Origin of the sequence: Agrobacterium sp. MA01, from assembly GCF_009650195.1 — a bacterium.
In the GTDB taxonomy this organism is placed as follows: Bacteria; Pseudomonadota; Alphaproteobacteria; order Rhizobiales; family Rhizobiaceae; genus Allorhizobium.
Genome location: NZ_CP045854.1, coordinates 1755987 through 1769831 on the forward strand (window position 1 = coordinate 1755987; position 13845 = coordinate 1769831).

Annotated in this window: 14 protein-coding genes; 10 read left to right on the plus strand and 4 right to left on the minus strand. The window is 61.6% G+C overall.

Annotated features, from left to right (window positions below):
• Positions 1-8: 8 nt before the first annotated feature.
• The 5 genes from GH983_RS08640 (at position 9) to bchJ (ending at position 5071) form a co-directional block, all read left to right on the plus strand.
• Entirely contained in the window at positions 9-872 is an 864-nt protein-coding gene (locus GH983_RS08640; protein WP_054148081.1) for a D-amino-acid transaminase, read from the plus strand.
• Between the two features lie 112 nt (positions 873-984).
• On the plus strand, positions 985-1236 hold the full coding sequence (gene hfq, locus GH983_RS08645; RefSeq protein ID WP_006728386.1) for an RNA chaperone Hfq: 252 nt from the start codon (positions 985-987) through the stop codon (positions 1234-1236).
• Between the two features lie 67 nt (positions 1237-1303).
• Positions 1304-2638 (plus strand): GTPase HflX, encoded by a 1335-nt coding sequence (gene hflX / locus GH983_RS08650; RefSeq protein ID WP_069041413.1) that lies wholly within the window; start codon positions 1304-1306, stop codon positions 2636-2638.
• 83 nt (positions 2639-2721) lie between these two features.
• Positions 2722-4347 carry a magnesium-protoporphyrin IX monomethyl ester anaerobic oxidative cyclase gene (gene bchE, locus GH983_RS08655; protein WP_153762168.1) on the plus strand — a complete coding sequence of 542 codons (1626 nt, stop codon included), beginning with the start codon at positions 2722-2724 and terminating at the stop codon, positions 4345-4347.
• A complete protein-coding gene (gene bchJ, locus GH983_RS08660) occupies positions 4334-5071 on the plus strand; it encodes a bacteriochlorophyll 4-vinyl reductase (RefSeq protein WP_153762169.1) in 738 nt (245 codons plus the stop codon). The genes bchE and bchJ overlap by 14 nt, the downstream gene beginning before the upstream one ends.
• Here bchJ and GH983_RS08665 read toward each other — a convergent pair.
• From GH983_RS08665 to GH983_RS08675, 3 genes are read right to left on the minus strand one after another with little or no spacing between them, the layout of a single operon-like run.
• Positions 4971-6188, minus strand: coding sequence for an NAD(P)/FAD-dependent oxidoreductase (locus GH983_RS08665; RefSeq protein WP_153762170.1), 1218 nt, complete (start codon positions 6186-6188; stop codon positions 4971-4973). The genes bchJ and GH983_RS08665 overlap by 101 nt on opposite strands.
• A gap of 6 nt (positions 6189-6194) precedes the next feature.
• The gene (mazG, locus tag GH983_RS08670; protein WP_153762171.1) at positions 6195-7028 is read right to left on the minus strand and encodes a nucleoside triphosphate pyrophosphohydrolase; all 834 of its coding nucleotides are present in this window, start codon (positions 7026-7028) and stop codon (positions 6195-6197) included.
• 20 nt (positions 7029-7048) lie between these two features.
• Positions 7049-7636: a deaminase gene (locus tag GH983_RS08675; protein WP_153762172.1), complete on the minus strand. Its 588-nt coding sequence runs from the start codon at positions 7634-7636 to the stop codon at positions 7049-7051.
• A gap of 268 nt (positions 7637-7904) precedes the next feature.
• Between GH983_RS08675 and cysG the strand changes: the two genes are divergently transcribed.
• The 5 genes from cysG to GH983_RS08700 all read left to right on the plus strand — a co-directional run bounded on the left by cysG (position 7905) and on the right by GH983_RS08700 (position 12862).
• A complete protein-coding gene (gene cysG, locus GH983_RS08680) occupies positions 7905-9347 on the plus strand; it encodes a siroheme synthase CysG (protein WP_153762173.1) in 1443 nt (480 codons plus the stop codon).
• Between the two features lies 1 nt (position 9348).
• Positions 9349-9663, plus strand: a complete 315-nt coding sequence (locus GH983_RS08685; RefSeq protein ID WP_054148088.1) for a DUF2849 domain-containing protein — start codon at positions 9349-9351, stop codon at positions 9661-9663.
• A 15-nt stretch (positions 9664-9678) separates the two neighbouring features.
• The gene (locus GH983_RS08690; protein WP_153762174.1) at positions 9679-11352 is read left to right on the plus strand and encodes a nitrite/sulfite reductase; all 1674 of its coding nucleotides are present in this window, start codon (positions 9679-9681) and stop codon (positions 11350-11352) included.
• 13 nt (positions 11353-11365) lie between these two features.
• Positions 11366-11878: a DUF934 domain-containing protein gene (locus tag GH983_RS08695; protein WP_153762175.1), complete on the plus strand. Its 513-nt coding sequence runs from the start codon at positions 11366-11368 to the stop codon at positions 11876-11878.
• A gap of 171 nt (positions 11879-12049) precedes the next feature.
• Positions 12050-12862 carry a ferredoxin--NADP reductase gene (locus tag GH983_RS08700; protein ID WP_153762176.1) on the plus strand — a complete coding sequence of 271 codons (813 nt, stop codon included), beginning with the start codon at positions 12050-12052 and terminating at the stop codon, positions 12860-12862.
• 48 nt (positions 12863-12910) lie between these two features.
• On the opposite strand, the gene GH983_RS08705 is transcribed toward GH983_RS08700, so the two are convergent.
• Positions 12911-13687 carry a VCBS repeat-containing protein gene (locus GH983_RS08705; protein ID WP_153762177.1) on the minus strand — a complete coding sequence of 259 codons (777 nt, stop codon included), beginning with the start codon at positions 13685-13687 and terminating at the stop codon, positions 12911-12913.
• Positions 13688-13845: the final 158 nt, after the last annotated feature.

Sequence of the window (13845 nt, forward strand, 5' to 3'; positions counted from 1 at the left end):
CCAACCCCATGCCACGCATCGCCTATGTCAATGGCCGTTACCTGCCTCATGCCGACGCGGCGGTGCATATCGAGGATCGCGGCTACCAATTCGCCGATGGGGTCTACGAGGTCTGCGAAATCCGCCATGGTGTGATCGTCGATCTCACCCGACATCTTGATCGCCTTGATCGTTCGTTGTCCGAACTCCAGATGAAGTCCCCGATGAGCCGCGCGGCCCTGACCCAGGTCATCCGTGAAGTGGCACGCCGCAATCGTGTGAAGAATGGTCTCTTCTATCTCCAGGTGACGCGCGGTGTGGCCCGGCGCGACCACGTCTATCCCTCAGCCGACACGCCGCCGAGCCTGGTGATCACAGCCAAGATCACCGATCCCTCTGTGATCGCGAAGAAGAATGAGACGGGTCTGAAGGCGATCACTCTGCCGGACAACCGTTGGGACCGCGTCGACATCAAGACAGTCGGCCTTTTGCCCAATGCCATGGCCCGTCAGGCGGCCAAGGAGAAGGGTGCGCAGGAAGCGATCTATGTCGATTCGCGCGGCATGGTGACGGAAGGGGCGGCGACCAATGTCTGGATCGTCGATAAGGATGGGGTGCTCGTCACCCGTCCCGCCGAACACGGCATCCTGCGCGGCATCACGCGCACAGGCCTGATGGACGTAACGGACAGGTTGGGGATCAACGTGCAGGAGCGAGAGTTTTCCCGCGAGGAAATGCTCAATGCGCGCGAGGTCTTCATCACCGCCGCCACCAGCATCTGTTTTCCGATCGTCGAAATCGACGGCCAGCCGATCGGAAACGGCCATCCCGGCGCCATGGCCGAGCGCATCCGTTCGACCTTTTTCGACGTTGCGGAGAAGACGGTGATTTGATACCACGTTTTTTCGGCGAAGGGACGAGGGGCATTTTCCCGACGCTGATCAGTTAACAAACAATAATCACACCGGTCGACAAAGGACCGGCAAGAAAGAAAGAAGCGGCGCCATGGCGGAACGTTCTCAGAACCTGCAGGATCTCTTCCTCAACACCGTACGAAAGCAGAAGATTTCGCTGACGATCTTCTTGATCAACGGCGTGAAGCTGACCGGTGTTGTGACATCCTTTGACAATTTCTGTGTTCTCCTGCGACGCGACGGCCATTCCCAGCTGGTCTACAAGCACGCCATCTCGACCATCATGCCCGGCCAGCCGATGACGATGTTCGAGAACGACGAAGCCTCTTCCGGACAGGACTGAGATCATCACAAGCCGAGATACAAAGAACGAATCGATCATCCCGGAGGACGAAAAGCGCCGGGATGACATGCGGGCGCTCGTGCTCGTGCCCGTCCTGAAGCAGGCGAAGGCGCAAGCACTGCCTGAAGGGGCCCCGCCGGCCCCGAGCCGGTCCAACGAAGCACGTCTCGAAGAGGCGATCGGCCTTGCCCGTGCCATCGACCTCACCATCGTTCAGGGTCTGATTGTTCAGGTCAACCAGCCGCGCCCGGCAACGCTGATGGGATCTGGCAAGATCGCCGAAGTGAAGGCACTGCTCGACGAGTTCGACGCGGGTCTCGTCATCGTCGATCATCCGCTCACCCCGGTTCAGCAACGCAATCTCGAAAAGGAATGGGGCGCCAAGGTCATCGACCGTACGGGCCTGATCCTTGAGATCTTCGGCCGCCGCGCCTCCACCAAGGAAGGCACGCTGCAGGTCGAGCTCGCCCATCTGAATTACCAGAAGGGCCGTCTGGTCCGTTCCTGGACCCACCTTGAACGCCAGCGCGGTGGTGCTGGCTTCATGGGTGGTCCGGGTGAAACCCAGATCGAAGCCGACCGCCGCCAGCTGCAGGACAAGATCATCAAGCTTGAGCGCGAGCTCGAACAGGTGGTCCGGACCCGCCAGCTGCACCGCGCCAAGCGCCGCAAGGTGCCGCATCCGATCGTGGCACTTGTCGGTTACACCAATGCCGGCAAGTCGACGCTGTTCAACCGCATCACCGGTGCGGGCGTGCTCGCCGAAGACATGCTGTTCGCGACGCTTGACCCGACGCTGCGCCGGATGAAGCTGCCGCATGGCCGAACCGTGATCATGTCCGACACCGTCGGCTTCATCTCCGACCTGCCGACCCACCTCGTCGCCGCCTTCCGCGCGACGCTGGAAGAAGTGCTGGAAGCCGATCTGGTCCTGCATGTCCGCGACATGTCGGACCCGGACAACGGTGCCCAGTCTGCCGATGTCCTGCGCATTCTCGACGATCTCGGCATCGACGAGAAGGAACGCGCCGAGCGCATCCTTGAAGTCTGGAACAAGATCGACCGCCTCGATCCCGAGAACCACGACGGAATCCTTCAAAAGGCGGCCGGCCGCGAAAATGTACTGCCCGTCTCCGCCGTCAGCGGGGAGGGCGTCGACACGCTTCTCGACGTGATCTCGCAGCGCCTCTCCGGCGTCCTGACCGAGGCGACGATCACCATTCCCGCCGACAAGCACGCGGTGATCTCTTGGCTTTATGAAAACGCCGTCGTCAGCGACCGGGAGGACCATGAAGACGGCTCCGTCAGCCTCGACGTACGCCTGACCGACCGCCAGGCCCAGGAACTCGAACGCAAGCTCGGGGCCCAGAAGCCAACCGAAAAAGAAGATTGGGAGCGCTGAGCCCCCTCTCAACCCATTGATCCAGGTCAACTGATCGTCCGACAAGATGTGTCAACTTTTGTTTACACATTTGGGAGGTGGTCATGCGCGTCGTCTTCATTCATCCGAACTATCATTCCGGCGGCGCCGAGATTGCCGGCAACTGGCCACCCGCCTGGGTCGCCTATCTCGGCGGGGCGCTGAAGTCCGCGGGCTTCACTGACATCCACTTCCTCGATGCCATGACCAACGACATGACCGAAGACCGGCTGCGTGACGAATTGCGCCGCCTTCAGCCGGATTTGATCGGCTGCACCGCGATCACCCCGTCGATCTACATGGCTGAGCGCTGCCTCGAGATCGCAAAAGAGGTCTGCCCCAAGGCGCTCCGGGTTCTCGGCGGCATCCATGCCACCTTCATGTACCAGCAGGTCTTGACCGAGGCGCCCTATATCGACGTCATCGTCCGTGGCGAGGGCGAGGAGATCATCGTCGAACTTGCCCGCGCCTTTGCCGCCGGCAACTGGAAGGAGGCGAGGGCGGGCATCAAGGGTCTCGCCTATGTCACCGACGACGGCAAGATCATCGCGACGCCAGCGGCTCCCACCGTCAAGAACTTCGATGCCGTCGAGCCGGACTGGACGCTGCTCGAATGGGAGAAATACATCTATGTGCCGCTCGGCGTGCGCGTCGCGATCCCCAACATGGCGCGCGGTTGCCCCTTCACCTGCTCGTTCTGCTCGCAGTGGAAGTTCTGGCGCGACTACCGCATCCGCGATCCGAAGAAGGTGGTCGACGAGATCGAAAAGCTGGTCAACGACCATCAGGTCGGCTTCTTCATCCTCGCCGACGAGGAGCCCACCATCAATCGCAAGAAGTTCATCGCCTTCTGCGAAGAGCTAATTGCCCGCGGCCTGCCGGACAAGGTGAAATGGGGCATCAACACCCGCGTTACCGATATCATCCGCGACGAGGAATATTTGGCCCTCTATCGCAAGGCCGGCCTCGTGCATGTCTCGCTCGGCACGGAAGCCGCCGCCCAGCTGAAGCTCGACCGCTTCAACAAGGAAACCAAGGTCGCCGAGAACAAGAAGGCGATCCGTCTTCTCCGCGAAGCCGATATTTTCACCGAGGCGCAGTTCATCGTTGGCCTGGAAAACGAGACGGCGGAGACGCTGGAAGAGACCTATCGCATGGCGCGCGACTGGAACCCGGATCTCGCCAACTGGGCGATGTATACGCCCTGGCCCTTCTCGCCGCTTTTCCAGGAACTCGGCGACAAGGTCGAGATCTTCGACTTCTCGAAATACAATTTCGTAACACCGATCATGAAGCCGGATGCCATGGACCGCGCAGAACTGCTCGACCGCGTCATGAACAACTACCGACGCTTCTACATGATCAAGGCGCTTTTTCATTATCCGTGGCGCGGCAAGGGCTTTCGGCGGCGCTATCTTCTCGGCTGTCTCAAGGCCTTCATGAAAGCCGGCTTCGAACGAAAATTCTACGATCTCGGCAAGCACAATTACTGGGGGCCGCAATCCAAGGATAAGGTCGATTTCGGCTTCGACATGACCCGCAAGATCGCACCGGCCCAGATCGACGATTGGCAGGCGGCCTCCGACAGAGCCAGCCAGCTGCGCGCACGCAAGGCTGGGGCGGCGGAAGAGGCGCGGACACCCGTTCTTGTCTGCGGCGGAGGGCCGGAGAGCCACGATGCCCACGTCTGACAGCAGCTTGGCGCGACTGTACGACGACGATGTCGCAGATGATGTCCCAGAAGCCAGGCCGCCAGCCCGGATCGGGCCGAACAGCCTGATCCAGACGGGACAGGCGCTATCGGCGCTGTTTGGCGAAGAAACGGCCCGCCAGATCTTTGATCGCGCGGGCATCGGCCATCGTTACGCCGATCCACCCGGCACGATGCTGGATGAACGCGAGCCGCAGCGCCTCTTCGCCGTACTCTGCGACACCTTGTCGGATCAGGACGCCACCCGCGTCCTGGCGGAAGCGGGACACCGTACCGGCCACTATCTGCTGGCCCATCGCATCCCGAAACCGGCCCGCCGCCTGTTGCCGCACTTGCCGGCCGCCGTCTCGGCTCGCGTGCTTGTCCGTGCTATCTCGGCCCATGCCTGGACCTTTGCCGGGAGCGGCCGGTTCTCAGGTGAGGTCCGTGGCTGGCGCCAACCGGTCGTGCAGCTAGCAATCCAGGAAAACCCGCTCGCGACGCCCGGCTGCCCCTGGCATGGCGCCGTATTCGAACGGCTCTTCGCCACCTTGACCGCAACCCAAGTCTCGGTCCTGCATCCTCGCTGCCAAGCCAAGGGCAATGACTGTTGCGAATGGACGATTACGAGTGCGACCGGGCCTCTGCGTCGCGCCCGAATGTCTCGGAGAGCCGCAGCCGACCGACGGGGTCGAGAAGATCGCCCGTCACAAGCGTCGAGATGATGGATCGCACGCCCGGCAAAGTCGTCACTGGCGCGATCAGATGATCCCGCAAGGCAGGCAGGAGGCGGCTGTCCGATTGGTAGAAGGGCGTCAGCACCCGACTGAGGAACTGGTAGCTGCGCACATGCATCTGCCTTTGCCGCAGATGCCGTGCGATCGCCGCTTCGACGTCCTCTGCATCAACCAGTGCGGAGGTGAGCGATGCAGCGTCGAGCAGCGCCATGTTCGCGCCCTGGCCGAGCTGTGGGCTTGTCGCATGCCAGGCATCACCGATCCTCACGACATGCCGCCCGATCACCGGCGGGCGCGTCTGGTGGCGATAGCGGGCATGAACCGGCTCCGCGACGGCCGCGAGCGGAAGCGCAGCGGGCCAGAGCTTGGCCACCGCCTCCAGCCAAGCGTCGCGTCCAGCCTTGACCCATTCGGGATGGTCAGCCGTTCGCAGGCTCCAGAAGAAGGTCGCCATGGCGGGCGCCCCTTCGCGGGCGGTCCCGACCGGCAGTACACCTGCCATCAGCGAGGCACGGTCGTAGCGCTGTTCGAGCAGGTTCTCTTGGAATGGCCCGCCATCGGGGAAGGGCACCGTGGCCCAGAGTGCGCCATAACTGAGTTCGCTATCCGGGCGACTGCCGATCGGGGAATTGGCACCCATGGCATCGATCACAAGATCTGCCGGCAATGAACGCGCACCGTCCTGAAAGACAAGGCGGGCACGTGGCCCCGGCTCAACGCCGCGGACCCGCGCCGATGCCTCGAAAGTCACGCCGGCCGCGCGCGCCGCCTCGAACAAGGTGTCGAACAGCGCCACCCGCTGGACAGCGATCCCGAACTCGCCCGACCGGTAGCGCACGTCGAGCACCGGCTTGCCGCCGTCTTTCAAGCGTCCGACCATCCGGTCGATGCGTCGCCCGCGTGCGGCGACTATATCGAGAAGCCCCATGGCCGCAAGAATCTGAGCCCCCGTCGGCTGCAGCACGAAACCGGAGCCAACTGGACGGGGCGCATCCATCTGGTCGTAAAGTGTCACGGAGGCGCCGAACCGGGCGAGCATGGTGCCGAGCGCCAATCCCCCGACGCCAGCACCTGCAATGGCAACATCAAGTCCCGTGAGCTTCATGCTGGTTCAACCAATTTGCCGCTGGATGCCTTTTGCCGCCTGCCAGAGCTCTTCCATCCGTTCGAGCGGAGCTGCTTCCAGCGTCTCGCCTGATGCATGAAGAGATGTTTCTATATAGCTGAAACGATTGCGAAACTTCGTATTCGTCCTACGCAGGGCCTGTTCCGGCTCCGCCCCCACATGCCGGCCGATATTGACCAATGCGAAAATCAGGTCGCCGAGTTCGTCCTTGACCTTGTCCGGCTCGTTCCCGGCCAGCGCCTCGCGCAATTCGCCGATCTCCTCCTCGATCTTGTCGAGGATGGGGGCAGCCTCCGACCAGTCGAAGCCGACCTTGGCTGCCCGCTCCTGCAGTTTCAATGCCTCTGTCAGCGCAGGAAAGGAGCGCTGCACCGAGCCGAGATAGCCGGTGTCGGGATCGGCAGCCGATCCACGGGCAGCGCGGCGTGCGAGCCGTTCCGCCTTCTCCTGTTGCTTGATCGTGTCCCACTGCGCCTTCACGGCTTCCGGCGTATCGGCATCCGAGCGGGCGAAGACATGCGGATGACGACGGATCATCTTTCGGCTGATCGCCTCGACCACGTCGCCGAAGGAGAACAGACCCTGTTCCTCCGCGATCCGCGCATGAAAGACCACCTGCAGCAAGAGATCGCCCAGCTCCTCGCAGAGATCATCCGGATCCTTGCGCTCGATGGCATCCGCCACCTCATAGGCCTCCTCGATCGTATAGGGCTTGATCGTCTCGAAGGTCTGGACGATGTCCCAGGGGCAGCCCGTCTCGGGCTGGCGCAGCGCCGCCATGATCTCAAGCAGGCGGTTGATGTCGGTGGAGGCTTCCATTGTAATCCCGTGTGGCTCGCTCAGTTGAGCGGAATGTCATTGTCGCCCTTGGACGACTGGTAGGTTTCCGACAACAGGTCATATTCCGCCTTGATGCGGCTCACCTGTTCAAAAAGGGCAGGGCGATCGGCATCGCTGGCGGAGGCCACCATTTCGATCATCGCATGGCTTAGCCAGAAGGCGTTCTGCCGCCGATAGCCACCGGGTTCGAGGCAGAAAACCTCCTTCAGGATTTTCAGGTCATGCGGGATGGCAAAGGCGTCACGGCTGTCTTCGTGGCTGAAGAAATAGTAGAAATTGTCGAAGCCGGCCCAGGTGATCGCCGACATGCACATCGTGCAGGGTTCATGGGTCGAGAGAAAGATCAGGTCCTTGGTATCAGGACGCTCGCCCTGTTCGTAAAAGCGCTTCAGCGTATGAACCTCGCCGTGCCAGAGCGGGTTCTCGAGTTCATTGTTGGTCTCGGCGAGAACGAGAGACAGGTCCGACTTCCTGAGGATCGCGGCGCCGAAAACCTTGTTGCCGGCTGCGACACCTTTGGCCGTCAGCGGCAGGATGTGATGTTCGATCACGTCGAGAAGGCGACGGGTGAGCTCCGGTGTGGTCAAGGTGATACGCTCCGCAATGTTGTGCAATGCGATCCTAGCGCTTGCCGAGCGCCAGCCGAAAGGGAAATGATGCGCTGAGTTCGGTTTTTCCCGCCATTTGCTAGAGGTCGACGGGATCGCGATGGAGTGTGTGCAAGCCGGTGCATTTTGCTCGCAAGGGCTGGGGGACTAGGACAGAAATACCGCAGAGTGGGGACGAAGGGATTCCTGTTTCTTCAATTCTTAAGGCCAAAACGCGATGATGCGTTCGACGTTGAACGGATGATTCATGGTGCAGCAGGACAAACAGCTTTCGGTCTTTCCGGCCTTCTTCAAGGTCGAGAATGAGGTTACCGCCGTTTTCGGAAACGGCGACGAGGCCTATGCGAAGGCACGCCTGCTGAAAAACACCGAAGCCCGCATCATTGCCTATGCCGATGCCCCGGAAGATGACTACGCTGCCTACCTCGCCCAGCACGGCATCGAACAGGTGGCTTTGCCCTTCGAGCCCTCGCAGGTTGACGGTGCGCGCCTGGTTTTTGCTGCAACGGGTGAGGGCGCTCTCGACCGCGAGATCGTGGCCGCCGCCCGCGCTGCCCGCATTCCCGCCAATGCCGTCGACCAGCCCGACTACTGCGATTTCTATACGCCCGCCCTCGTCAACCGCGCACCAATTGCGGTCGCCATCGGCACCGAAGGCGTAGGTCCGGTTCTCGCGCAAATGATCCGTGCCGACATCGACCGTCTCCTGCCGCGTTCGCTTGGCAAGCTCGGTCGCCTCGCCAATTCCTATCGGCGCGCCGTCGATCGCCTCGTGCCGCGCGGTGCGCCGCGCCGGCTGTTCTGGCGCGATTTCTTCAAGGGCAAGGTCGCCGACCACGTCGAATCCGACGAGATCAGCCTCGCCCGCCGTGAGGCGACACGTATTCTGAAGGGTGTCGCTGCCGACCGCGTCGAGGGCCGCGTGTTTCTCGTCGGTGCAGGCCCGGGTGCCGAAGATCTGCTGACGCTCCGCGCCCATCGCCTGATGATGGAATGCGACGTGATCGTCTACGATGCGCTGGTGCCGCGCGAAGTGGTCGACATGGGTCGCCGCGATGCCGAGCGCATCCCGGTCGGCAAGCGCAAGGGCTGCCATTCGAAGTCGCAAAGCGAAATCAACGCGCTCCTCGTCGAACTCGGCCATGCCGGAAAGCGCGTCGTCCGCCTGAAGTCCGGCGATCCACTGGTCTTCGGTCGTGCCGGTGAGGAGATGGCTGCCCTTCGTGACGCGGGCATTGCCTATGAGATCGTGCCGGGCGTTACCTCGGCACTCGCTGCCGCCGCTGATTTCGAACTGCCGCTGACGCTGCGTGGCGTGTCCTCGTCGCTGGTTTTCACGACCGGCCATGATCTTCAGGGCAATGTGCTGCCGGATTGGGCGCGTCTCGCGCTGTCCGGCGCGACCGTTGCCGTCTATATGGGTCGCACAGTGGCGGCCTCGGTCGCCGAACGGCTGATGGCAGGCGGGCTCGCTGAGGACACGACGGTCGCCGTCGTCGAAAATGCTGGACGCCGCGACAGCCGCCTGCTGCATGGCACATTGAAGGAATTGCCAGGCCTGGAGGCTCGCACCGAGCTCACGGGTCCGGTCATGGTCATCATCGGCGACGCCGTCGCCGGCGCCGATTTCAGCCGCTCCGAACCTTTGGGCGCGCGCGTGACGGCTGAACTGGAAACGCAGAGGAATTGACATGGTAGACAAGGTTCTGACCGCAAACCGCCTGACCGACGGCATCGCCGTCTGGCTCGACGCAAATGGCCAGTGGACCGAGCGTCTGCAGGAAGCCTTCATTGCCCGCCATGCCGAGGCTGTCGAAGCGCTGGAAACCGCCGGCAAGCAGGCCTTTGCCAGCAATCTCGTTGTCGATGTGAACGTCATCGAGATCGAGGAGAAAGACGGCAAGCTGCGCCCCTTGCGCCTGCGGGAACGTATCCGGGCGGAAGGCCCGACCATTGCTTATGCCGAGGGTCACGGTTATGCCGACCCGGCATTCATCGCGGCTTGAGGCCTGAGGTAAGACATGTATCGTTATGACGAATTCGACTACGCTTTTGTGTCGGCCCGCGTAGAACAGTTCCGCGACCAGGTGGCTCGCCGCCTGTCGGGTGAGCTTGCCGAAGACGCATTCAAGCCGCTGCGCCTGATGAACGGCGTCTATCTCCAGCTGCATGCCTATATGCTGCGCGTCGCCATTCCCTATGGCACGCTGAATTCCAGGCAGATGCGCATGCTGGCGCATATCGCCCGCAAGTACGACCGCGGCTATGGTCACTTCACCACCCGCCAGAACATCCAGTACAACTGGCCGAAGCTCTCGGACACGCCGGCCATTCTGGAGGATCTCGCAAGCGTCGAGATGCACGCCATCCAGACGTCCGGCAATTGCATTCGCAATGTGACCGCCGACCATTTCGCTGGTGCTGCCGCCGACGAAGTCGCCGACCCGCGCCCCTATGCCGAGATCCTGCGCCAGTGGTCCTCGCTGCATCCGGAATTCTCCTTCCTGCCACGCAAGTTCAAGATCGCCGTGACGGGTGCCGAAAAGGACCGTGCCGCGATCCAGGTGCATGACATCGGCCTGCATCTGAAGAAGAACGAAGCGGGCGAACTCGGCTTTGCCGTCTATGTTGGCGGTGGCCAGGGCCGCACGCCGCTGATCGCCAAGAAGATCCGCGACTTCCTGCCGGAGGCCGATCTTCTGACCTACATCACCGCGATCGTGCGCGTGTATAACCTGCATGGCCGCCGCGACAACAAGTACAAGGCGCGCATCAAGATCCTGGTCCATGAGACGGGCGTCGAGGAACTGACGCGTCAGGTCGAAGCCGAATTCGACCAGATCCGTGACGGCGAATTGAAGCTGCCGGAAGGCGATATCCGCGCCATCGAAACCTATTTCGCCCCGCCGGCGCTGACAGATCGTCCGGATGGCTGGGAAGCGCTCGCCCGCGCCCAGAAGGCCGATCCGGCCTTTGCCGCCTGGGTCAAGCAGAACGTCCAGCCGCATCGTCATCCCGATTATGGCATGGTCACGATCTCGTTGAAGCCGATTGGCGGAACGCCGGGTGATGCCTCAGACTCGCAGATGGATCTGGTCGCCGACCTCGCCGAGCGTTACGCCTTGGATGAGATCCGCGTCAGCCACGAGCAGAACCTGATCCTGCCGCATGTCGCCAGAGGTGATCTCTATCCGCTCTACCAGGCACTCGAAAAGGCAGGCCTCGCCACGGCCAACTCCAACCTGATCACTGACATGATCGCCTGTCCCGGCTTGGACTATTGCGCGCTGGCCAATGCACGTTCCATTCCGGTCGCGCAGGAAATCTCGACCCGCTTCGGCTCGCTGGAGCGACAGCAGGAAATCGGTGAACTGAAGATCAAGATCTCAGGCTGCATCAATGCCTGCGGCCACCACCATGTCGGCCATATTGGCCTTCTGGGTGTCGAGAAAAAGGGAGCCGAACTGTACCAGATCACGCTTGGCGGCTCCGGCGACGAGAACTCCTCGATCGGCGAAATCATCGGCCGCGGCTTCGAGCCGGAGAAGGTAACGGACGCCGTCGAGACGATCGTCGATACCTATCTCGGCCTGCGCCTCGATCCGAAGGAAACCTTCCTCGAAGCCTATCGTCGTGTTGGTCCGAAGCCGTTCAAGGACGCGCTCTATGGCGCAGCCCCAGTTGAAGCCGCGTGAGACGGAACGAGAGATGACCAAGATCTGGAAAGAAACCGGTTTCGTTGTTGGCGATAGCTGGGTGACCGAAACGGAAGAGCGCAAGGCAGGCGAGGGGGAGAAGGCCATTCTATCGCTGGAAGCCTTCGTCGAAGCCGCTGGCGAAACCAACGACGTCGGCATCGGCGTGCTGATCGCACCGGCGGACGACGTGACGAAGCTCGAGCCGTATCTAGACCGCATCGCGCTGATCGCCGTCGCCTTCCCGGCCTTCAACGACGGTCGAGGCTTCAGCCATGCAACGCTGCTCCGCGAACGTCTGGGTTATACCGGCGAGTTGCGCGCCGTCGGTGATGTGCTGATCGACCAGGTGCCGCTGATGCTGCGCACCGGCTTCGACAGTTTCGCAGTCACCAATCCGGTCGCCCAGCGCCGTCTGGCCGAAAACTGTCTCACGGGCGTTGCCCAGCGTTACCAGCCGACGGCTCGGGATTCCGAGGAAGTTGGCGGCTTCAGCTGGCGTCGCCTCGGCTCCACCGGCGCCTGAGACATCAATAAATCTCAATGTGAGGGCGGCGAATTGACCTCGGTCAAGGATGCCGCCTTCGCTTTCCTGGATATCTCGGCTGCGAAATCTGCATGCCGGCTGAATTGTGGAATGGGACGGTCTGGATTATAGGCTTGATCCCAATCGACTGAACGATAGGACCGACAGCCTATGAATGCTCCTGTGAAGACCGACAATGCCGAACTGATCGTGCCCGAGGGCGTCTATGCCGAAACGGTTCTGAGCGTTACCCATTACACCGACCATCTTTTCCGCTTCCGCATGACCCGGCCGGCCGGCTTCCGCTTCCGCTCCGGCGAGTTTGCGATGATCGGCCTGATGGTCGAGGGCAAGCCGATCTACCGCGCCTATTCGATCGCAAGCCCTTCCTGGGACGAGGAACTCGAATTCTTCTCGATCAAGGTGCCGAACGGTCCGCTCACCCAGCACCTGCAGCGCATCCAGCCGGGTGACAAGGTGCTGATGCGCAAGAAGCCGACCGGCACGCTGGTGCTCGATGCTCTGACACCCGGCAAGCGCCTCTACATGTTTTCGACCGGCACCGGCATCGCACCCTTTGCGAGCCTGATCCGCGATCCTGAGACCTACGAGAAGTTCGAGGAAGTGATCCTCACCCATACCTGCCGCGACGTCGCCGAACTGAAATACGGCTTCGACCTCATCGAGGAAATCAAGAACCACGAATTCCTAGCAGAGGTGGTCGGCGACAAGCTGAAGCACTACGCAACGGTCACCCGCGAAGACTACCCCTTCAAGGGTCGCATCACCGACCTGATCGAAAACGGCAAGATGTTCTCCGACCTCGGCGTGCCGGCACTTGATCCCGCAATCGATCGCGGCATGATCTGCGGCTCGACTGCCATGCTCAAGGACACCAAGGAACTCCTGGAAAAGTCGGGCCTCACCGAAGGTGCCAACAACAAGCCGGCGGAATTCGTCATCGAACGCGCCTTCGTTGGCTGATTGAAAACGCAGTTCCGACTGGATGCCCGGCCATTGCGCCGGGCGTTTTCATTTTTGCAGGTTAACAGTCGATCTTTGGCCGTTCGCCAATTCAAGTTTGACTGTGCCATCGCCGGCCGTGATCATTCGTTGGATGGGCGAGGGCACCTGCCATTCCGTCTCGATTTTGGCGCGTCCTTGGCGAAAGGAAACTGCGACCAACCGCGTCCTGTCCAGCGAGGGCAGAACGATCTCCATGCTGCCGTCGCCGTCCAGGTCTGCAACATTCGAGAGGTCCAGATCCCGACTACCATTGATGTGGTTTGTCACACCGTCAATGCCGCCCAGATTGACCAGCCCTTTGCCCTCGATGCGATAGAAGCGCAGCGATCCGCTCAGATGGGGCGTGACAACTGCGGCGATGAGCGGCTCGCCTGAGCCGCTGAAGTCGGCAATGCCGACGGGATTGAGCCAGCGGCTCCTCTGGCCGATAGGCTCACTTTCCGCCATCAACTCGATCTCGTCTCCCTTGATTGTGTATAGGGCAAGGGACGCGCCCTGTGTCAGATCGGCCCGAATGATCAAGGCTTCCGGACTGCCATCGCCATCCACATCGGTCAGCCGAACACGCCGATCTTCATAGACCTGATCCGCCGGTAGCCGATAGGAGAGAGGCGATCCGTCTCGCTCGATGACGAAGCCTTCCGCCTCAATGGCGTCCCCCAGAGCCGCATGGCGATAGATATCTGTCGGACCAACCAGCCATGCGGAATAGCTGCCAAAGCGGGTTATCTCACCATCCGGCAGTCTGCTCATATCTTGGGCGGAAACGAAGCCTGCAGTCATGCTGACTGCGAGCCAAGTCAAAAGGCCTGATTTTCGCAAAGTGATGTCTCCTTGATGCAAAGCCGAAGCCTTGAGGACCCGTCCAATAGCCGGACTGTGTCGAAGGGCGCTCGAAGTTACATCTCACGTTTAGGTGACGCGCGGGATGGCGATCTCGA